Annotated in this window: 18 protein-coding genes; 7 read left to right on the top strand and 11 right to left on the bottom strand. The window is 69.4% G+C overall.

Annotated features, from left to right (window positions below; genetic code table 11):
- Positions 1–43: 43 nt before the first annotated feature.
- The 5 genes from H7965_RS11170 to H7965_RS11150 form a co-directional block, all read right to left on the bottom strand.
- Complete coding sequence (locus tag H7965_RS11170) at positions 44–655, bottom strand: cytochrome c3 family protein (protein ID WP_186770657.1); 612 nt, start codon at positions 653–655, stop codon at positions 44–46.
- A gap of 127 nt (positions 656–782) precedes the next feature.
- A complete protein-coding gene (locus H7965_RS11165) occupies positions 783–1,697 on the bottom strand; it encodes a c-type cytochrome (RefSeq protein ID WP_186770656.1) in 915 nt (304 codons plus the stop codon).
- A gap of 282 nt (positions 1,698–1,979) precedes the next feature.
- Positions 1,980–2,858, bottom strand: coding sequence for a PCC domain-containing protein (locus tag H7965_RS11160; protein WP_186770655.1), 879 nt, complete (start codon positions 2,856–2,858; stop codon positions 1,980–1,982).
- 312 nt (positions 2,859–3,170) lie between these two features.
- Positions 3,171–3,506, bottom strand: coding sequence for a hypothetical protein (locus H7965_RS11155; protein ID WP_186770654.1), 336 nt, complete (start codon positions 3,504–3,506; stop codon positions 3,171–3,173).
- Between the two features lie 49 nt (positions 3,507–3,555).
- A complete protein-coding gene (locus tag H7965_RS11150; RefSeq protein ID WP_186770653.1) occupies positions 3,556–3,768 on the bottom strand; it encodes a hypothetical protein in 213 nt (70 codons plus the stop codon).
- Positions 3,769–4,133: 365 nt separating this feature from the next.
- Between H7965_RS11150 and H7965_RS11145 the strand changes: the two genes are divergently transcribed.
- The 3 genes from H7965_RS11145 (at position 4,134) to H7965_RS11135 (ending at position 7,438) form a co-directional block, all read left to right on the top strand.
- Entirely contained in the window at positions 4,134–4,760 is a 627-nt protein-coding gene (locus tag H7965_RS11145; protein WP_186770652.1) for an HD domain-containing protein, read from the top strand.
- 14 nt (positions 4,761–4,774) lie between these two features.
- On the top strand, positions 4,775–5,743 hold the full coding sequence (locus H7965_RS11140) for a Bug family tripartite tricarboxylate transporter substrate binding protein (RefSeq protein ID WP_186770651.1): 969 nt from the start codon (positions 4,775–4,777) through the stop codon (positions 5,741–5,743).
- Between the two features lie 72 nt (positions 5,744–5,815).
- The gene (locus H7965_RS11135) at positions 5,816–7,438 is read left to right on the top strand and encodes a GMC family oxidoreductase (RefSeq protein WP_186770650.1); all 1,623 of its coding nucleotides are present in this window, start codon (positions 5,816–5,818) and stop codon (positions 7,436–7,438) included.
- A 3-nt stretch (positions 7,439–7,441) separates the two neighbouring features.
- Here H7965_RS11135 and H7965_RS11130 read toward each other — a convergent pair whose 3' ends face one another.
- The 4 genes from H7965_RS11130 to H7965_RS11115 all read right to left on the bottom strand — a co-directional run bounded on the left by H7965_RS11130 (position 7,442) and on the right by H7965_RS11115 (position 13,587).
- Positions 7,442–8,974, bottom strand: a complete 1,533-nt coding sequence (locus tag H7965_RS11130) for a SpoVR family protein (protein WP_186770649.1) — start codon at positions 8,972–8,974, stop codon at positions 7,442–7,444.
- Positions 8,971–10,275, bottom strand: coding sequence for a YeaH/YhbH family protein (locus H7965_RS11125; RefSeq protein WP_186770648.1), 1,305 nt, complete (start codon positions 10,273–10,275; stop codon positions 8,971–8,973). Before H7965_RS11125 ends, H7965_RS11130 begins: the two co-directional genes overlap by 4 nt.
- Before the next feature lie 31 nt (positions 10,276–10,306).
- On the bottom strand, positions 10,307–12,253 hold the full coding sequence (locus tag H7965_RS11120; protein WP_186770647.1) for a PrkA family serine protein kinase: 1,947 nt from the start codon (positions 12,251–12,253) through the stop codon (positions 10,307–10,309).
- A gap of 542 nt (positions 12,254–12,795) precedes the next feature.
- Complete coding sequence (locus H7965_RS11115) at positions 12,796–13,587, bottom strand: SDR family NAD(P)-dependent oxidoreductase (RefSeq protein ID WP_186770646.1); 792 nt, start codon at positions 13,585–13,587, stop codon at positions 12,796–12,798.
- A 112-nt stretch (positions 13,588–13,699) separates the two neighbouring features.
- Here H7965_RS11115 and H7965_RS11110 point away from each other — a divergent pair, with 112 nt between their 5' ends.
- Positions 13,700–14,449 carry a tyrosine-protein phosphatase gene (locus H7965_RS11110; protein WP_186770645.1) on the top strand — a complete coding sequence of 250 codons (750 nt, stop codon included), beginning with the start codon at positions 13,700–13,702 and terminating at the stop codon, positions 14,447–14,449.
- Positions 14,450–14,563: 114 nt separating this feature from the next.
- Here H7965_RS11110 and H7965_RS11105 read toward each other — a convergent pair whose 3' ends face one another.
- Both H7965_RS11105 and H7965_RS11100 read right to left on the bottom strand, forming a co-directional pair.
- Positions 14,564–15,298, bottom strand: a complete 735-nt coding sequence (locus H7965_RS11105) for an SDR family NAD(P)-dependent oxidoreductase (protein ID WP_186770644.1) — start codon at positions 15,296–15,298, stop codon at positions 14,564–14,566.
- 55 nt (positions 15,299–15,353) lie between these two features.
- The gene (locus H7965_RS11100) at positions 15,354–16,331 is read right to left on the bottom strand and encodes a TRAP transporter substrate-binding protein (protein ID WP_186770643.1); all 978 of its coding nucleotides are present in this window, start codon (positions 16,329–16,331) and stop codon (positions 15,354–15,356) included.
- Positions 16,332–16,449: 118 nt separating this feature from the next.
- Between H7965_RS11100 and H7965_RS11095 the strand changes: the two genes are divergently transcribed.
- From H7965_RS11095 to H7965_RS11085, 3 genes are all read left to right on the top strand, one after another.
- Positions 16,450–17,217, top strand: coding sequence for an SDR family NAD(P)-dependent oxidoreductase (locus tag H7965_RS11095; protein ID WP_186770642.1), 768 nt, complete (start codon positions 16,450–16,452; stop codon positions 17,215–17,217).
- A gap of 63 nt (positions 17,218–17,280) precedes the next feature.
- Positions 17,281–18,594: a histidinol dehydrogenase gene (gene hisD, locus H7965_RS11090; protein ID WP_186770641.1), complete on the top strand. Its 1,314-nt coding sequence runs from the start codon at positions 17,281–17,283 to the stop codon at positions 18,592–18,594.
- Positions 18,595–19,827 (top strand): amidohydrolase family protein, encoded by a 1,233-nt coding sequence (locus tag H7965_RS11085; protein WP_186770640.1) that lies wholly within the window; start codon positions 18,595–18,597, stop codon positions 19,825–19,827.
- The last annotated feature ends 53 nt before the right edge of the window (positions 19,828–19,880 follow it).

The raw sequence follows: 19,880 nt of genomic DNA, 5'->3' as shown, positions 1-19,880 counted from the left end.
CGCAAGCAGCCGGCAAAGGTGCCCTGGATCCGCGGAGGAATTCTCAGCGGTGGCAGGTGGAGCAGCGTGTGAGCGGCGGAAGCGCGATGCCGAAATGGGTATAAGCGTCGTGGCCGGCCCGGGCGGCGGCCGAACCGGCCACGGCGCCGCGGTGGCAGTCGAGGCACCAGCCCATGGACATGGTCTCGATCTTCACGGTGCGCGGCATGGCCTCGACCACGCCGTGACAGGTCCCGCATGCGACGCCGGCCGCGACATGCGCGCCGTGGTGGATGCGCACATGTTCCGGCAGCCGGTGCACGGAGGACCAGGCGATGGAGCCGCCGAGGGAAAGGGCGGTCTCAAGCGGCGCGAATTGGGCCGAGACGCTCCAGACCTGGCGATGGCAGCCGAGGCATGTCTCGGCGGTCGGCATCCCGGCGGAGGCCGCACGCTCCACCGTTGCATGGCAGTAGCGGCAGTCGAGACCGAGGCCCCCGGCATGGACGGCATGGCTGAACGGGACGGGCTGCGGCGCGGCGACACCGACGCCCCAGGCGCGGTCGGAACGGGCAAGGGTCCAGGCCGCGAGGCCGAGCGCGCCCAGGCCGATGGCACCGGCCAGCATGCCGAAGCGCAGCCGCCGGTCGGCCCGTGCGGAGAAGAGTTGCTGCATGCCCTGTGCCGCCGCCTGCTCGCGCGACCAACGCGCGGCAGCGGCAGCGGTTGGCGCGGCACGGCGTTTCGAGGCGATCCCGGCGGCGGTGCCCTCGATGCGCCGGGATTCCTCCGATAGCGTCTCGTCAGGGCCGCGGCGTCGGCCGTGGCGGCTGCGCCTTCAGATACCGCGCAATCGCCCGCCGGTCCTCGATCGGCAACTCCGCCGTATTGATCACCACATCGGCCATGGAGGAGCGCGCCTGCCGTCCTTCCGGGCTGCGGCCGGTGGTCAGCAGTTCGACGAAATCCGCCTCGCTCCAACCGCCGAGCCGCGCCGGGGTGATGTTCGGCACGAAGCCCGTGCCCTCCTGGTCCGGGCCGCCGGCGAGCCGCGTCGCCTCCCGCACCGCCAGCAGCGGGCCGCGGCTTGCATGGCATTCGGCGCAATGCGCCACCGCCTCCACCAGGTAGTGCCCCCGGTTCCAGGCCGCGTCCCGGGACGGATCGGGCAGGAGCGGCGTCTCGTCCAGGTAGATCCGTTTCCACAGGCCGATCGGGCGACGGATGGTCAGCGGGAAGGCGAGGTCATGCGGCGGTGCGCGGCCGGCGACCGGCGACAGGCTGCGCAGATAGGCCCAGAGGTCCGCGATGTCCTGCGGCTGCATCCGCGCATAGCCGATATAGGGGAGCGCGGGGTAGTAATGCCGCCCGTCCGGCGAGACCCCTGCCATCAGCGCATTCGCCAGATCAATGCCGCGCCAGCGGCCGATGCCGTCCTCCGGATCCGGCGAGATGTTGGGCGGGCGGAAGGTGCCAAGCTGCGACGCCAGCGCCATGCCGCCGCCGAGCTGCAGCCGGTCGGGCTGGCCGGGCGAGGCGTGGCAGGAGGCGCAGTCGCCGGCGGCGAAGAGAATCCGCCCCCGCGCCGCATCACCATTCTCGAATTGCGCCGCCGCCTCCGGCCCGAAGCGCAGGCGCGGCGCGCTGAGCACCCAGGCTGCCGCCGCACTGGCCAGCGCGCCCGCGACGAGCAGCAACCAGAGCCAGCGCCGCCGCATCAGGCCCTCCGCAGCATTCGCAGTGGGATGGGCTTGGCCGCTGGCGCATGGCTGCGGCGCGCATGGCCCTCCCACCCCAGCATCACCGCCATGCCGTCCGGCGAGTCCCGGCCGCCGGATGCCACCGGCGGTTCGCTGATCCTCATCTGCTCGGCCATGCCGCCTCCGCTGTGGAAGCGGCTGCGCGGGCCGCCGGTTCCGGGCCGGCAACCACGATGCCGATCCAGGCCCGCCCTTCGCCGCATCGTCACCCGGCATGCAGCCATCCCGGGTGCGATACGCCTACGCCACCTCCTCCAGCAGCCCCTCGAAGGTGATGCAGACCGGGTTCACGCCCTGCAACAGCGCGCCTTCATGCACGTGGCCGCGCATATCCGCGACCGCGACCGCCAGCTCCGCCCGCAGCTGGCCGGCGCGATCGGCCGAAACCCGGCCATCGGTCACCAGGATCTCCGTCGCATGGTCCGCGACCATCCCGCCGTGCGCGAAGGCAGACCCGACCAGGCTGCCGACGCTGCCGCGCAGCACCGCGCCGGCGAAGCCATGCCGACGGCAGGTGACTTCCAGCGCCGTCACCACATCCTCGTTCGGTCGGATCCGCAGCGCGATCACCCGTGCCGCGCCGGCCGGCAGCGCCCGGACTGCGTCCGGCACCGGATGGAACAGGGTGAAATTCGTCTCCGCATCCGGCTCCGCCAGGAAGCCGATGCCCGACAGGCCCCAGGCGCGGGCCGCCATGGGCGCGGCCAGGATGCTCTCCTCCGGCAGCACATGGCCAGCGCGGCGCCCGGCCGCCTCCTGCCAGATGGCATGGCAATGCAGCCAGGGCTGGCCGTCGCGCAGGCCGAAGGTGATGTTGGCCCGCTCCAGCCTGGCGCCGCCGGGTGGCGCCTGCGTCGCGCTGTACCAGGCGGCATGTGCGGCATCCGGCGAGGGTGCCGGCAGCACATAGGCGAAGGGGCCGAAGCTGCCGCCCTCCAGCGTCACCATGGCATGGGCGAAGCCGGCCTCCCGCAGCGGCCGGCCCACCGCCTCCAGCAGCGTCAGGCCAGGGGAGAGGGCGAAGGCCAGCGGCAGCGCCTGGCCCGGCACGCTCTCAAGCCGTGGCTCCAGCGCCGGCCCGGGCTGCGGCAGGCGCCGTGCGCCGGCTGCCTGGGTCAACCCAGCCTCTGGGCAAGGATCACGCGGCTTGGGTTCTGCATGGGACGGGCCTCCCTGGTCGAGATGGAAATACCGCCTTCCCGCCGCGGGTCACACGACCTGAAGCCGGCCTGCTGGCGATCCGAGGTTACGTGCTGGCGCTGCTCGGCACCATGCTGACCGCCGCGGTGCCGGGACTTCCATTCGCTTCCCGCAGGAGGACAGGAGCCGGCTACAGCGGATTGCGTTCATGTCCGAACACCAACCTGCTGTAGCGTATTGTTCATAGGGCGGCTTCCCACCCAGGGGCGGGCATGTCCTCCACGGTTCGCTCTAGCCCTTTCCGAGGCGCTTCTGCGCCCGGCGCAGCAGCCAGCCGTTGAAGCCGGTCGCCTTGCTGATCGCGTCGCGCAGCGCCTTCAGCTCGGCCTCGGCGCGGGAGCGGGCGACGGCGGCATCCACCGCCAACCCGCGGGCGATCTTCTGCCCCTCCTCGAGCTCCGCCAGCCGCTTCGCCACCATCGGGTCGGCGCCGCCGCCTTCGAGCTGCCGGATCCTGGCCTCGGCCCGCGTCAGCTCGCGTTGGAGTTGGGTGATTTCCAGCTTGAGTTCGGCGAAGCTGTGGGCGCCCTTGGGGCCTGCCGTCTTGGAGCGGGGGCGGCGGCTCATCCTGCCATCGCCCGCACCAACCCCGCTGGCCCGCCGCGCCGGACGGCGATCACGGCGCCTCCGCCTCCATCAGCCCCTGCAATTCGGTGGTGCTGGCGCGCAGCACGCGGCGGCGGTCGAGGATCTGCGGCGCCTGGTGCTGCAACTCGGCCCAGCGGGCCTCGACCGCGTCCAGGGCGGCGTCGAGGGTCTCGAATGTCTCCTCTTCCGGCGCCGGGCGGCCGGAGCGCCAGCGGAGGTAGAAGGGGCCGAGTTCCGTCATCGTGCATGATCCTCCAGAGGCCGGCGTTGTACGCCATTCCGTCAGGCCCGGGATGTGCCAGCGCGCGGACGCGACAACAAGCCGCGGACCGCCCTGCCGCGATGATCTCAGGGTCCTTCTGCTGCCGCTTGCCGCCACGCCTGTCTGCCATCGCTTGCCGCGTCCCGCAGCTGGAGCCCAAGGCGGCGGGCCTGACTGTCTATGGGTCTTTCCGGCAGCGCGCTGGCATGGAATCGTCACCGGCCAGAGCGGACTGCGGAGGGACGTGACATCCCGCAGCATGAATCCGCCCTGCAAACAATGAGCTGCGGCGGACTGGCGTTCAGGCATGGACGCAAGCCGCCCTGGACGGAGGAGGAAAGCCGATGCCACAGGAGCCGGACGACGCGCTGCGGACCCGCATCGCCGATGAATTGCCCGAGGTGGCCGAGATCGGCGATCCCGCCCTGCAACGGGGGGTGATCGAGGCCTGGGCGCTGGCACTCTCCCGCTCCTCATTCAGCTCGATCCGTGACATCCCACCCTCGGGCAACCCCGGCTCGATGACCCTGACCCGGGGTGACCAGACCGACCACATCCGCGGCGTCACCCGGCTGGCGATGCGCATGGCCGAGGAGATGGGTGCGCTGAACCCGGAGATGGCGATCAACCGGGACATCGTCATCGCCGGCGGGCTCTGCCACGACGTCGGCAAGCCCTGGGAGTTCGACCCCGAGAACCGCCGGCGCTGGGAAGCCTCGCCGCGCGCCACCGGCCTGCCCTCGATCCGCCATCCCGGCTATGGCCTGCACCTCTGCTTCCTGGCCGGGCTGCCGGAGGAGGTCGCGCATATCGCCGGCGCCCATAGCGGGGAGGGCGAGCTGCTGGTCCGCAGCCTGGAATGCACCATCGTCCACCTCGCCGACATCGGCTACTGGACCATGGCGCTGGCCGGCGGGCTGATCCGGCCAGAGACGGTCAGCAGCAAATACCGCCGTCCGATCGTGCTGTGAAGGAGGCGACGGCGATGCAACGACGCACCCTGCTGGCGGCGACGGCCGCCCTGGCCGCGCCGGCCCTGGTTCCCGCCCTGGCGCAGCCCGCCTGGCCGAACCGGCCGATCCGCCTGATCATCCCCTTTCCGCCCGGCGGCACCACCGACATCCTGGCCCGCTACATCGGCCCGCCGCTGTCCGCGGCGCTCGGTCAATCCGTGGTGATCGAGAACCGCACCGGCGGCGCCGGCACGGTTGGCGCGCTGGAGACCATGCGCGCCCCGCCGGATGGGCATACCATCTGCATCACCATCAGCACCCTCATCACCACGGCGTTGCTGAGCCGCCAGCCCTATCATCCGGTGAACGACGTCACGCCGATCCTGCATCTGGCGAACGTCGCCAACATCCTGGTGGTGAACAAGGCGCTGCCGGTGCACAGCGTGGCGGAGCTGATCGCCTATGGGCGGGCCAACCCCGGCAAGCTCTCCTACGGCTCGCCGGGCATCGGCACCTCGGTGCATCTCTCGGGCGAGATGTTCAAGCAGGCCACCGGCATCGACATGGTGCATGTCCCCTATCGCGGGGGCGGCCCGGCGCTGGCCGACCTGGTCGGCGGGCAACTGCAGCTGATCTTCGGCAACGCCAGCTCGACCCTGCCCTTCGTACGTGGCGACCAGGTGCGGGCGCTGGCGGTCACCGCGGCGACCAGGCAGTCCTACGCGCCGGAGCTGCCGACCATCGCCGAGGCCGCGATCCCAGGCTTCGCGGTAGCCGAGTGGTATGCGGTGATCGGCCCGGCCGGCATCCCCGCCCCGGTGACGGCGCGGCTGAACCGGGAGATCCTCGCCATCGTCGGCACGCAGGAGGGGCGGGCGCGGCTGCTCGACATGGGCTCCGAGATCGTCGGCGGCACGCCGGAGGAGTTCGGCGCCTTCCTGCGCGCCGACATGGCCCGTACCGAGGCATTGGTGCGCAGCACCGGGATCCGGATGGAATGACGCGGGCGGCGCCTGCCGGATTGGCGATTCGGCAGGCTTCGTACTAGACCCGGATAAGGGGGGAATACGGGCATGCAGGCGGATTACGTGATCGTGGGCGCAGGCTCGGCCGGCTGCGTGCTGGCCAACCGGCTGACCGAAGACCCTGGCACCCGCGTCATCCTGATCGAGGCCGGTGGCCGCGACTGGCACCCCTACATCCACATCCCCGCCGGCTACATGAAGCTGCTGCAGCACCCGACGCTGACCTGGGGCTACAAGGCGGACAAGGACTCCGGGCTGAACGGGCGGGAGATTCCCTACCCGCGCGGCCGGGTGCTGGGCGGGTCCAGCTCGATCAACGGGTTGATCTACATCCGCTCCCAGCCCGAGGATTACGACCACTGGTCGCAGCTCGGCAATCGCGGCTGGTCGTCGGAGGAGGTGATGCCCTTCTTCCGCAAGGCGGAGCGGTGGGAGGGCCCGGCCGATGCGGTGCATGCGACGGACGGCCCGCTGTTCACCTCCCGCACCCGGGACCAGCCGGAGCTGTGCCAGGCGGCGATCCAGGCCGGCGTCGAGCTGGGCTGGGAGTACCGCGAAGACCTGAACGACCTGCCGCATGGCCTCGGCGACCATATCGGCTGGGTGCAGCAGACCCGCGGCGGCCGGTTCCGTGCCTCCGCCGCGCGGACCTACCTGCGCCCTGCGCTGCGGCGGCCCAATCTGATGCTCGTCACCAATGCGCTGGTGCACCGGGTTCTGTTCGAGGGCACACGGGCGGTGGGCGTCGCCTTCTCCCGCGGTGGCGTCACCGAGGAGGCGCGGGCGGGGACGGAGGTGATCCTCTCGGCCGGGGCCATCGGCACGCCGCATCTGCTGCAGCTTTCCGGCGTCGGCGACCCGGAGCATCTGGGGCGGGTCGGCATCCCGGTGCGGCACGCGCTGCGCGGCGTCGGCCGGAATTTCCAGGACCATTTCCTGGTGCGGGTGCAGGCGGAGCTGACGGGCATCGCCACCTTGAACGAACGCTCCCGCGGGCTGCGCCTGGCTGGCGAGGTGGTGAAGTATTTCGCCACCAACCGCGGCATCCTGACCTATGCGGCGTCGCTGGTGGCGGCCTCGGTGAAGGTGCTGCCGGAATCCGCCACGCCGGATGTGCAGGCGCTGTTCGCCTCGGCCAGCTACGCGCCGGGGCCAACGCGGCAACTGGACACCAAGCCGGGCATGACCTCCGGCATCTGGCAGATGCGGCCGGAAAGCCGTGGCAGCGTGCTGGCCCGCACGCCGGACCCGCGCGACCAGCCCTCGATCAACCCGAACTACCTGTCCGAGGAGCGCGACCGGCGCACCATCGTCGCGGCGATGCGGCGGGTGCGGGAATGGTTCAACGCCCCGGCGCTGAAGCGCTACCTGGTGGCCGAGACGGTCCCCGGCCCGCAGGTGCAGACGGATGACGAGTTCCTCGCCTATGCGCGGCAGACTGGAACCACCGTGTTCCATGCCACCTGTTCCTGCCGGATGGGGCCGGATGCGATGGCGGTGGTCGACGACCAGCTGCGGGTGCATGGGTTGCAGGGGCTGCGCGTGATCGATGCTTCCGTCATGCCGACGGTGACATCGACCAACACCAATGCGCCGACCATCATGATCGCCGAGAAGGGCGCGGCGATGGTCAAGGCGACGGCCCAGGCTGCCCGGGCTGTCGCGGCCTGATCCTCAGCGCGGCGGGGAGACGGCGTGCTCGCGCAGCGAGGCGCCGCTGCCCTGGTCCACCTCGCGCAGCAGCACGTCATAGCCCCAGAGGCTGGCGAGGTGGCGCAGCACCTGCCGCGCCTCCTGCTCTTCCAGCAGCCGCCCGCCGGTCGCCTGGTGTTCCAGGATCAGCCGGCGGTCGCCGGAGAGGTCGACGTCCACCACCTGGATATCCGGGTCGGTGAGCGCCGGGTCGTATTGCCGGGCGAGGGCGCGGCGCAGCCGGCGGTATCCGCGCTCGTCATGCATCGCCTCCACTCGCAGCACCGGCTGGGCGGTGTCGTCCAGCACGTGGAACAGCTTCAGGTCGCGCATCAGCTTCGGGCTGAGGAATTGCAGGATGAAGCTCTCGTCGCGGAACTCCGCCCAGGCGTGGCGCAGCACTGGCATGGCGTCGCCACAGCCGGCGAAGTCTGGGAACCATTCGCGGTCCTCCTCGGTCGGCCTGGTGGCGATGCGCTCGATGTCCGACATCATGGCGAAGCCCAGCGCATAGGGGTTCATCCCGGAATAGCGCTGGTCGTCGAATTCCGGCTGCATGATGACGCTGGTGTGGGAATGCAGCGCTTCCAGCAGCGCGCCGTCGCTGATGCGGCCCTGTTCGTGCAGCCGGTTCAGGATACGGTGATGGACATAGGTGGCGCAGCCCTCGTTCATCACCTTTGTCTGCCGCTGCGGCAGGAAATACTGCGCCACGTTGCGGACGATGCGCAGGATCTCGCGCTGCCAGGGGGCGAGGCGCGGCGCCGACTTCTCGAGGAAATAGAGGATGTTCTCCTGCGGCAATTGCAGCAGGACGCGGCGCCGCTCCTCCTCGCTCCGGGTCGGTGGGGCGGCCGCCTTCTCCGGCATGGTGGACCAGAGCACGTTGTACATCTGTTCATCGTGCTCGCGCCGTTCCCGCTCCCGCTTCTGCTCGGATTGCAGGTCGGGGGCGCGGCGGCGGTGGCGGTGGACGCCGTAGTTCATCAGCGCATGCGCGCTGTCGAGGATGCGCTCCACCGCCGGCTCGCCATGCTGCTCTTCGCAGGACTGGACGTAGCCCTTGGCGAATTCCAGGTAATCCAGAATGCCCTTGGCATCCGTCCATTCTCGGAACAACCGGCTGTTCTTGAAGAAGTGATTGTGGCCGAAGGCGGCGTGGGCGATCACCAGCGCCTGCAGGGTGGCGGTGTTCTCCTCCATCACATAGGAGACGCAGGGATCGGAGTTGATGACGATCTCATAGGCCAGCCCGCGCAACCCGCGGCGGTACAGCGCCTCATGCTGGGCGAAATGCTTGCCGAAGGACCAGTGGCGGTAGAACAGCGGCAGGCCGGTGCTGGCATAAGCGTCCAGCATCTGCTCGGCGCTGATCACCTCGATCCGGTTCGGGTACCAGTCGAGGCCGAGTTCATCGCCGGCGATCTCGGCGCAGGCGTCATGGATCCGCATCAGCGTGCCGAAATCCCAGTCGGCACCCTGGTAGAGCAACCGGTCTTCCAAGGCGGCATTCATGCATTCGCCCCTTCAAGCACGCCGCGCTTGGCGAACAGCTCCCGGAACACCGGGAAGATCTCACGCCGATGGCGGACCTTCTTCATCGCCAGCGGCGCCCCAGCGGTGACCAGCGCCTCATAGGTTCGCCAGAGGTCGGTGGGGCCGCGCGGGAAGCCGGGGATGCCGTGCTCGCCCTCCCGCCCCACCTCGATATAAGCGTAGTACTGGCAGGCCGGCAGGATGGTATCCACCAGCAGCCGCGCCGTCTTCTGGCTGTCGCCAGCGGCGTTGTCGCCGTCCGAAGCCTGAGCGGCGTAGATGTTCCATTCGGCCGGCGGGTAGCGATCGGCGACCACCTTCTGCATCTCCTCGAGCGCGGTCGAGACCAGCGTGCCGCCGGTTTCCCGGCTGTGGAAGAAGGTCTCCTCATCCACCTCCGAGGCTTCGTGGGTATGGCGGATGAAGACGATCTCGACATGCTTGTAGCGGCGCTGCAGGAAGATGAAGAGCAGCGTGTAGAAGCGCTTGGCGAGGTCCTTCATGTCCTCGGTCATCGAGCCGGAGACATCCATCAGGCAGAACATCACCGCCTGCGCCACCGGCCGCGGTACCGGCTCGAAGCGGCGGTAGCGCACGTCGATCGGGTCGATCCAGGGGATGAGCCTGGTCCGCTGCAGCATCCGTTCCAGCTCCGCCCGCAGTTCCAGCACCCGCTCGGCCTGCGCCGGATCGCCTTCCAGCGCGGCGATCTCCTCCTCCAGCGCCTGCACCGCCTCCGGCTTCGGGCGCTTCAGCGCGATGCGGCGCGACATGCTGTTCCGCATGGTCCGGCCAAGCGCCAGGTTCGCCGGCGAGCCGCTGACCGAATAGCCGGCGCGGTGCCAGGCCGGGTCGGTGCCATCGACCAGCCGGCGTTTGGCCATATCCGGCAGCTCAAGGTCATCGAGGAAGAGGCTGAGGAACTCCTCGCGGGTCAGGACGAAGCGGAAATTATCCTCGCCGCTTCCATCCGGCGAACCCTCGGAGCCGCCGCCCCCGCCGCCGCTGGGCGGGCGGGGGATCTCGTCGCCCTCGCGGTATTCCTTATTGCCGGGCAGCACGTGGTCGCGGATGCCGCCGCTGCCATGGTGGAAGCTCGGCTCGCGGATTCCGTGCAGGGGAATGCTCACTTCCCCGCCCTCGTCGGCGTTGCGGATGTCCCGCTTGGCCGAAGCGTCCCGCACCGCTTCCTGCACCAGGGATTTGGCACGGCGCAGGAAACGCTGGCGGTTGGGCAGGCTACGGCCGCTGGGATTGAGGCGGCGGTCCAGGATCTGCATGCAGCGGGAGCCTTGCGACCGGGTTGGACGGCTAGCCGGCCTGCTTCACGCGCATGTACCACTCCACCAGCCGGCGCACCTGACGTTCGGTATACCCCCGGGAAGTCATGCGTGCCACGAATTCACTGTGCTTCTTCTCGGTTTCACCGTCTTTTTTCGACCCAAAGGAGATTACCGGCAACAGATCCTCCACCTGGCTGAACATGCGGCGTTCGATGACTTCCCGGATCTTCTCATAGCTGGTCCAGGAAGGGTTCTTGCCGCCACGGTTGGCACGCGCCCGCAGGGCGAATTTGACCACTTCGTTCCGGAAGTCCTTGGGGTTGGCGATGCCCGCCGGCTTCTCGATCTTGGTGAGCTCCTGGTTCAGCAGCTCCCGGTTCATCATCTGACCGGTGTCGGGATCCTTGAAGTCGAGGTCCTCGACCCAGGCATCGGCATAGCCGACATAGCGGTCGAACAGGTTCTGGCCGTAGTCGTTGTAGCTTTCCAGATAGGCCTTCTGGATCTCGTTGCCGATGAACTCGGCGTAGCGCGGCGCCAGCTCGCCCTTGATGAACTCCAGGTAGCGCTTCTCGGTCTCGTCAGGCAGCTGCTCGCGCCGGATCGACTGTTCCAGCACGTACATCAGGTGCACCGGGTCGGCGGCAATCTCGGTGGTGTCGTAGTTGAAGGTCGCCGCCAGCACCTTGAAGGCGAAGCGAGTGGAGGCACCATCCATGCCCTCATCCGGGCCGGCGGCGTCGCGGTATTCCTGCAGCGTCTTGGCGCGCGGGTCGGTCTCCTTCAGCGATTCGCCATCGTAGACCCGCATCTTGGCGTAGATGTTGGAGTTGTCGTGCTTGCGCAGCCGCGTCAGCACGCTGTAGCGGGCCAGCATCTCGAGCGTCGCCGGGGCGCAGGGGCTGGGCGCCAGTTCCGAGCTGCGGACCAGCTTGTCGTAGATCTTCTGCTCCTCGGTCACCCGCAGGCAGTAGGGCACCTTGATGACATAGATGCGGTCGATGAAGGCTTCGTTGTTCTTGTTGTTCTTGAAGGCCTGCCATTCCGCTTCGTTGGAATGCGCCAGGATGATGCCCTGGAAGGGGATGGCGCCGATGTTCTCGGTGCCGATGTAATTGCCCTCCTGCGTCGCCGTCAGCAGCGGGTGCAGCATCTTGATCGGCGCCTTGAACATCTCGACGAACTCCAGGATGCCCTGGTTCGCCCGGTTCAACCCGCCCGAGAAGCTGTAGGCGTCCGGGTCGTTCTGCCCGTACATCTCCAGCTTGCGGATATCGACCTTGCCGACCAGGGAGGAGATGTCCTGGTTGTTCTCGTCGCCCGGCTCGGTCTTGGCGACCGCGATCTGCCGCAGCCGCGACGGCCGGATCTTCACCACCCGGAATTTGGAGATGTCGCCGCCGAACTCATCCAGCCGCTTCAGCGCCCAGGGGCTCATCAGCCCAGTCAGGCGGCGGCGGGGGATGCCGTAGCGGTCCTCCAGCAGCGGTCCCATGCGATCCGGGTCGAACAGGCCGAGCGGGCTTTCGTAGACCGGGCTCATCTGCTCGCCGGCCTTCAGCACATAGACCGGCTCGGCCTCCATCAGCGCCTTCAGCCGCTCGGCGAGGGAGGATTTGCCGCCGCCCACCGGGCCCAGCAGGTAGAGGATCTGCTTGCGCTCCTCCAGCCCCTGGGCGGCGTGGCGGAAGAAGCCGACGATCCGCTCGATCGTCTCCTCCATGCCGTAAAATTCGGAAAAGGCAGGGTAGATGCGGATGGTACGATTGAGGAATATCCGCCCCAGCCGGGCATCCTTCGCGGTGTCCACCACCTCCGGTTCGCCGATGGCGGAGAGGATGCGCTCGGGCGCGGTGGCGTAACACCCCGGATCGGTCCGGCAGGTTTCGAGAAACTCGGCAATCGACATATCGGTCTCGCGCCGGGACTCATAGGCCCTGGCGTAGTCGGCAAAGATGTCTTGCATGCTGCTCATCGGCCGCCCCTGGAAGCGCTGGCACTTCAGCGCAACGCGAACAGGATGGAGCTAGCGCCAGCCGATGGCGGTAAACTTTTATTGCTGCGCCGCAAGGCGGTCGTGTAGAGTGCAAATCACCGCAGGGTGAGCAGCCTGCGTTCCCGCACGGGATCGCGCCAAGCAGGCCCGATTATAAATAAAGCATCAATTCCAGGCGCCGCATAACGCAATACGGCGCCCCGGCGCTGCTTGTGCTGCTTGATGCGGCGGGAGCGCGGCGACTTTGCCTCATTTCGGGCATTGCCGGAAGGTGAGCCGCCGGTCCCGGTTTCGTCATGTCTTGTCACAGGCAGCGATGCTGTTGCGATTCTGCGTGCTGAGGCCCGCGCCGGCAGCGCAGGGCGGCGGGGCAACTAAGGCTCTTGACAGAACCGGGGCCGGGTTCCGGTCCTGTCAAGGGGCAGCCGGGGAACCGGCGCATCGGAGTGGATCGCAGGGGCGCGTGAGCGCCCCGCCGAGCGGCATTCAACTCGAACGCCGCTCCGCGTCCGCTGGCGCCGTCAGTCCTCCGTGTTCGCCGGCGGCCCGGCCAGGACGCCGCCATCGATCACCATGCTCTGCCCGGTCATGAAGCTGCCGGCCGGGGAGGCGAGGAACACTGCGGCGCCGGCGATCTCGTCCGGTTCGCCGATCCGCTTCAGCGGGGTGTCGCGGGTCCGCTTCTTATAGTTCACCGGATCCTCCCACAGGGCGCGGGCGAAATCGGTGCGGATCAGCCCGGGGGCGATGCAATTCACCCGGATGTTCTTCGGCCCCCATTCGCAGGCCAGGTTCCGCGCCAGCTGCAGGTCGGCCGCCTTGGTGATGGCATAGGCACCGAGGTTGACCGAACCCTTGTAGCCGCCGATCGAGGAGACGATGACGATGGCGCCGCCGCCCCGCGCCTCCATGCTCGGGATGCACATGTGCGACAGCCACATGTTCGACTTCACGTTGGTCGCCATCATCTTGTCGAACACCTCGTCCGGGATGCCCATCGCCGGCCCGAAATGCGGGTTGATGGCGGCGTTGCAGACCAGGATATCGACGCCGCCCCATTTGGCGATGGTCTCGTCGGCCAGCGCCTGCAGCTCCAGCTTGCGGCCGATGTTGCAGGCCATGGCGACGGCGGTGCCGCCCTTCGCGGTGATGGCGTCCACCACCACCTGGCAGGCGTCCAGCTTGCGGGAGGAAACCACCACCTTGGCGCCATGCTCCGCCATGCGCTCGGCGATCGCCCGGCCGATGCCGCGGGATCCGCCAGTGACGATGGCGACCTTGCCGGAAAGGTCGAACAGGGATGATGACGGCATGGGCAGTCTCCTCGGTTTTGGCTCTGGTGCGGCGGGGCCGGAGCGGTGATCCTTCTCGCCGCTCTCGCCCGGCGTCAAGGCGAGCGCCGCCGCGGATGAAGGATCGCCGAGCTTGACCCAGGATTTGCCACGCCCCGTTGCCCTAGAAGGCGCCTCCAACCTGCGCGACCTGGGGGGCTGGCAGGTGTCGGATGGCCGGCGGCTGCGCTTCGGCGTGCTGTACCGTTCGGCGACCCTGGCGCAGCTCACGCCGCGCGACGTGGCGGCGGTGGCGGCGCTCCGCCTGCGCACGATCTGCGACCTGCGCGGGGTGGCAGAGGCGGCGCGGCACCCTTCCCGCCTGCCGGAGGGTGCGGAGCGGGTGTCGCTGCCGATCGAGCCGACGGTCGGCGCCTCGCTGGCCGATCTGATGCGGCGGGAGCAATCGACCGGCGAGGATGTGGTCGCGCTGCTGCGTCGTGCCTATCTGGATTACGGCACCCGTTTCATCGCCGCCTATCGCGGGTTGTTCGATCTGCTGCTCGACCCCCGCCGGCATGCGCTGCTGTTCCACTGCTCCGCCGGCAAGGACCGTACCGGACTGGGCGCGGCGCTGGTGCTGACGGCGCTTGGCGCCACGCGGCAGACGGTGCTGGCGGATTACGTGGCGACCGACCGGCTGTGGCGGCGCGACTACGCCCTGCCGGATGGCACGCCAAAGCCGCTGGCCGAGGCGCTCTATGGGACCCATCCGGCGCTGCTGGAGGCGGCGCTTGACGCCGCCATCGAGGCCCATGGCGGCAGCCTGCCGGTGTTCCTGGAGCAGGGCCTCGGCCTGGATGCGCCGCGGCTGGCGCAACTGCGCGACCTGCTGCTGGAATGAGCCGCGCCAGTCGTGTCCTTCCGCGGCCTGGCCGCGGAAGGCTGAGGTGAGGTGCCGATCGGGAGCCGCCATCGCGGCCCCCGCGACACTGCGCAGCAGCTTTGTGGGGAGGCCCTATGCCAGATAGCCACCGCCATTGATGTGGTAGACCTGCCCGGTGATCCACTCCGCCCTGTCGGAAGCGAGGAACACCGCCAGATCGGCGATATCCTCCGGCCGCCCCAGGCGGCCGAGCGGCAGCGCGGCGCCCATCGCCCGCACCTCCGCATCGCTGTTGCCGTAGCGCGGTTGCGCCGTATCGGTCAGCCCGGGGGCTATGGCGTTCACCCGGATGCGGTGCTCCGCCAGCGCCAGCGCCATGGAGCGGGTGAGGCCGACCACGCCGTTCTTCGTCGCACTGTAATGCACCCCGAGCGGTGCGCCACGGACCGCCGCCGAGGCCAGGTTGAGGATCACCCCGGGCCGTCCCGCCGTGACCATCGCCCGTGCCGCCGCCTGGGCGCAGAAGGCGCTGCCCTTCAGGTTGACGTCCAGCACCTGGTCCCATTCCGCCTCGGTCATGTCGAGGAAGGGCACGCGCGGGAAGATGCCGGCGTTGTTCACCAGCACGTCGAGCCGGCCGAGCCCGTCCAGCGCCGCCTGGACGATGGCGGCGCAGCCGGCGGCGGTGCCGACGTCGCCGCGCACCAGCAGGGCGCGCCGTCCGGCGGCGCGGATGCCCGCGGCCACCGCCTCGGCGGCCGCTTCATCGTCCAGCCAGTTCACCGCCACATCATGGCCGGCGGCGGCGAGGGCCAGGGCGCAGGCCCGGCCGATTCCCTGTTGCGCGCCCGTCACCAGTGCCGCCATCGAAGCCCCCTCGGGTTCATGCCGCGGCGCAGTATGCGGGGCAGGCGCGCCGCTGTCAGCGGGCGAGCGCGGCGCGGTAGCGCTCCATCATCACCTGCCCGTCCGGCCCGGCCTTGGCCAGCCAGTCCTGGATCTGCTTCGCGCCCACCTCCCGCAGCTGCGCCAGCAGCTCCGGGGTGGGGCCGGTCACCTGCATCCCGCGCTCGCGCAGCCGCGCGGCCGTGCTCCGTTCCGCCTCCTGGGCGATGCCCACGGCGCGCTCCGCCGCCCGGGCCGCCGCCGCCCGCACCGCCTGCCGGGTCGGCTCGTCCAGCGTGGCCATGGCCCGGGCATTGGCCAGCACGCCGTTGCGGGCGCGCATGCCGCCGACATCGGTGAAGACCTTGGCATAATCCCAGGAGGCGGTGTCCACGCCGGTCTGCGCCGAGGTGAACATCACCGTCACCACATTGGTGGCGAAGGCCTGGGCCAGCTCGGCGGATTGCACCGTGACCGGGGTGGCGCCCATCAGCTCCGCCATGCGGATGGTGATGGCGTTGTAGGCCCGGAAGCGGGCGCCGCGGAGCTGTTCCAGGGTGGTGACCGGCTCGCGGGTGTAGAAGCCCTGGCTGGCCCAATTCGCCATGTACAGCAGCTCCACCCCCTGGCGCTGCAGCCGCGCCCGGATGAAAGGCTCGGAGGCCCGCATCAGCGCGGCGGAGGCCTCCCAGGTTTCAGCCAGGAAGGGGACGCCGTCGACCTCGAAGAAGGCGTCCTCATTGCCATGGACGGACATCAGGATCTCGCCGAGCTGGATCTGCCCGGTCTGCACCGCCCGCTTGATCTGCGGCATGGGCAGCAGGCTGGCACTGGCGTGAAGCTGGATCTGCAGCCGCCCTTCCGTGGCCTGCTCCACCTCCTGGATGAATTGGCGGATGTTGCGGGTGTGGTAGTTGGCATCGGGATAGGCGGTGGCCATCACCCAACGGGTCTGGGCGGCGGCGGGCAGGGCACCAACGGCGGCCAGCAGCACGGCCGCGAACAGGCGAAGCATCAGGCGTTCCTCCTGGGGGGATTTTCCGCCAGTCTCGATGAGTGGCCGGGGCGCGGCAAGGTCTGGACCGCCGCGCCGGAGCGTGCAGACTGCGACGGATGACGCAACCGCTCCGCCAATGACCCCGCTCCCGCAAACCCCGAGCTTCCGCCTGGACGGCCGCCGCGCCCTCGTCACCGGCGCCGGGCGCGGCATCGGCCTCGCCGCCGCCGCGGCGCTGGCCGGGGCCGGGGCGGAGGTGACCCTGGCCGCCCGCACCGCCGCCGAGATCGAGGCCGCCGCCGAGGCGATCCGCGCCGCTGGCGGCCTGGCCGAGACGCTGGTGCTGGACGTGGCCGAGGTGCCGGCGGTGCAGGACGCCCTGGCCGCCCGCCCGGCCTTCCACGCCTTCGTCAACAATGCCGGCACCAACCGCCCGGCGCGGTTCGAGGATGTGACGCCCGAGGATTTCGACGCGGTGATGGGGCTGAACCTGCGCGGCTGCTTCTTCGCCGCCCAGGCGGTGGCGAAGCGGATGATCGCCGAGGGGGTGCGCGGCAGCATCATCAACATCTCCTCCCAGATGGGCCATGTCGGCGGGCCGAACCGCGGGGTCTACTGCGCCTCGAAATGGGCGATGGAGGGCTGGACCAAGGCGATGGCGATCGATCTGGCGCGGCACGGCATCCGCGCCAACACCATCGGCCCGACCTTCATCGAGACCCCGCTGACCCGGCCCTTCTTCGAGAAGCCTGAGTTCCGGGAATGGGTGCTGTCGAAGATCAAGCTCGGCCGGCTGGGGCAGGTGCAGGATCTGATGGGGGCGGTGGTATTCCTCGCCTCCGATGCCTCGGCGCTGATGACCGGCTCGGCAATGCTGGTCGACGGCGGCTGGACGGCGGAATAGAGCCGGACCGGCCGGCGGGAGCGAAGCCCGACGCCGTGAAGCGGCCCGGCGAAGGAGAACACCATGGCACGCTGGTTGAAGACGAGCATTTCCGCCGCCGACAAGGCCGACGCCGATACCAAGGTGCGCGGCATCGTCGAAGGGCTGCTGGCGGATATCGCCGCGCGCGGCGATGCCGCAGTGCGCGAGATGTCGGTGAAGTTCGATGCATGGGACCGTACCGACTACCGGCTGACCGACGCCGAGATCAAAGCCTGCCTCGACCAACTCACCGGCCAGGATCTGGAGGACATCCGCTTCGCCCAGGCCCAGGTGCGGAACTTCGCCGAGCACCAGAAGGCGGCACTCAAGGATGTCGAGGTGGAGACGCTGCCGGGCGTGGTGCTCGGGCACAGGAACATCCCAATGAACTCGGTCGGCTGCTACGTGCCCGGCGGCAAGTACCCGCTGCTGGCCTCGGCGCATATGTCAGTGGTGACGGCCAAGGTCGCCGGCGTGCCGCGCATCGTCACCTGCGCCCCGCCCTTCGAAGGCCGGCCGGCGCCGGCCATCGTCGCGGCGCAGCACCTGGCGGGGGCGGATGTCATCTACTGCCTTGGCGGCGTGCAGGCGGTGGGCGCCATGGCGCTGGGGACGGAGAGCATTCCGGCGGTGGACATGCTGGTCGGCCCCGGCAACGCCTTCGTCGCCGAGGCCAAGCGCCAGCTCTACGGCCGCGTCGGCATCGACCTCTTCGCCGGCCCGACCGAGACGCTGGTCATCGCCGATGAGACGGTGGATGCGGAGATCTGCGCGACGGATCTGCTGGGCCAGGCGGAGCACGGCCCGACCTCGCCCGCCATCCTGCTGACGGATTCGGAAAAGCTGGCGCGGGAGACGATGGCCGAGGTGGAGCGGCTGCTCGGAATCCTGCCGACCGCCGCGATCGCGCGGCAGAGCTGGCGCGATTACGGCGAGGTGATCGTCTGCGACAGCCTGGAGGAGATGGTGACGGAGGCCGACCGCATCGCCTCGGAGCATGTGCAGGTGATGACCCGGGACGATGATCTGTTCCTGGAGAAGATGACAAATTACGGCGCGCTCTTCCTGGGACCGCGCACCAATGTCTCCTTCGGCGACAAGGTCATCGGGACCAACCACACCCTGCCGACGCAGAAGGCGGCGCGCTACACCGGCGGGCTCTGGGTCGGCAAATTCCTCAAGACCGTCACCTATCAGCGGGTGCTGACGGATGAGGCCAGCGCCGCGATCGGCGAGGTGTGCTCCCGGCTCTGCATGCTGGAAGGCTTCGCTGGCCATGCGGAGCAGGCCAATGTGCGGGTCCGCCGCTATGGCGGCCGCAACATCCCCTACGCCACCGCCGCGGAGAAGCTCTAGATGCCCTTCGACCTGCTGCTGCGCGACGCCAGGCTGCCGGATGGCAGCGCCGCAGATATCGGCGTGGCTGCCGGCCGGATCGCCGCTGTCGGCACCGGCCTGCCGGCCGAGGCGGGCGAGGTGGTGGAGTGCGGCGGAAGGCTGGTCTCACCCGGCTTCGTCGAGACCCATATCCACCTCGACAAGAGCTGCACCATCGACCGCTGCGCCTGCGAGGCCTCCCGCTTTCCGCACCGGGCGATGGAGCGGACCAGCGCCATCAAGCACAGCTTCACCGTAGAGGATGTGAGCGCCCGCGCCCGCCGCACGCTGGAGAAATGCATCCTGCACGGCGCCATGACCATGCGCACCCATGTAGAGGTGGACCCGCTGGTCGGGCTGCGTGGCTTCGAGGGGGTGAAGGCGCTGATCGACGCCTATCGCTGGGCGATCGACATCGAGATCTGCGTCATGCCGCAGGAGGGGCTGCTCAACAACCCCGGCACCGATGAGCTGATGGTTGAGGCGCTGCGCAACGGCGCCACCGTGGTCGGCGCCGTGCCGAATTACGACAGCGACCGCGCCGGCCAGATCCGGCGGGTGTTCGAGATGGCGCGGGAATTCGACGTCGACATCGACATGCACCTCGACAGCGGCGCCTCCGCCGCCGAGCTGGACACGCTGCTGGTCTGCGAGCTGACCGAGAAATACGGCTGGGGCGGCCGGGTCGCGGTGGGGCATGTGACCAAGATGTCGGTCATGCCGCTGCCGGAATTCGACCAGGTGGCGAAGCGCATGGCCGATGCCGGCGTGGCGCTGACGGTGCTGCCCTCGACCGACCTCTACCTCGGCGGGCGGGAGAAGGACCATCGGGTGGAGCGCAGCGTGGTGGATGCCAACCGGCTGGTGCGGCAGGGGGTGACCTGCTCGGTCTCCTCCAACAACATCCTGAACGCCTTCACCCCGATGGGCGACGGGCAGCTCATCCGCATGGCGAACCTCTATGCCAATGTGGTGCAGCAGGCAATGCCGGATGCGCTGCGCGACACCTGGGGCATGTTCACCACCCAGTCGGCGAAGCTGCTGCGGAAATCCGACTACGGCATCGTCGTCGGCAACCCGGCCGATCTGGTGCTGGTCGATGCCCCCGACACGGTCGCGGCGATCCGCGAGATCGCGCCGACCCTGGCCGGCTTCAAGCGCGGCCGCCGTACCTTCACGCGGACGCCGGCGGTGCTACACAGGCCAGCGTAACGGCACGGCCCGGCGGGCCGCGCCCCGCCACCAAGGCCACACCACGCGGCGCC

It is taken from the genome of Siccirubricoccus deserti, assembly GCF_014283215.1.
Classification (GTDB): Bacteria; Pseudomonadota; Alphaproteobacteria; order Acetobacterales; family Acetobacteraceae; genus Siccirubricoccus; species Siccirubricoccus deserti.
The sequence above is the reverse complement of the archived record's forward strand: the minus strand, read 5'-3'. Positions and strand labels throughout refer to the sequence as shown.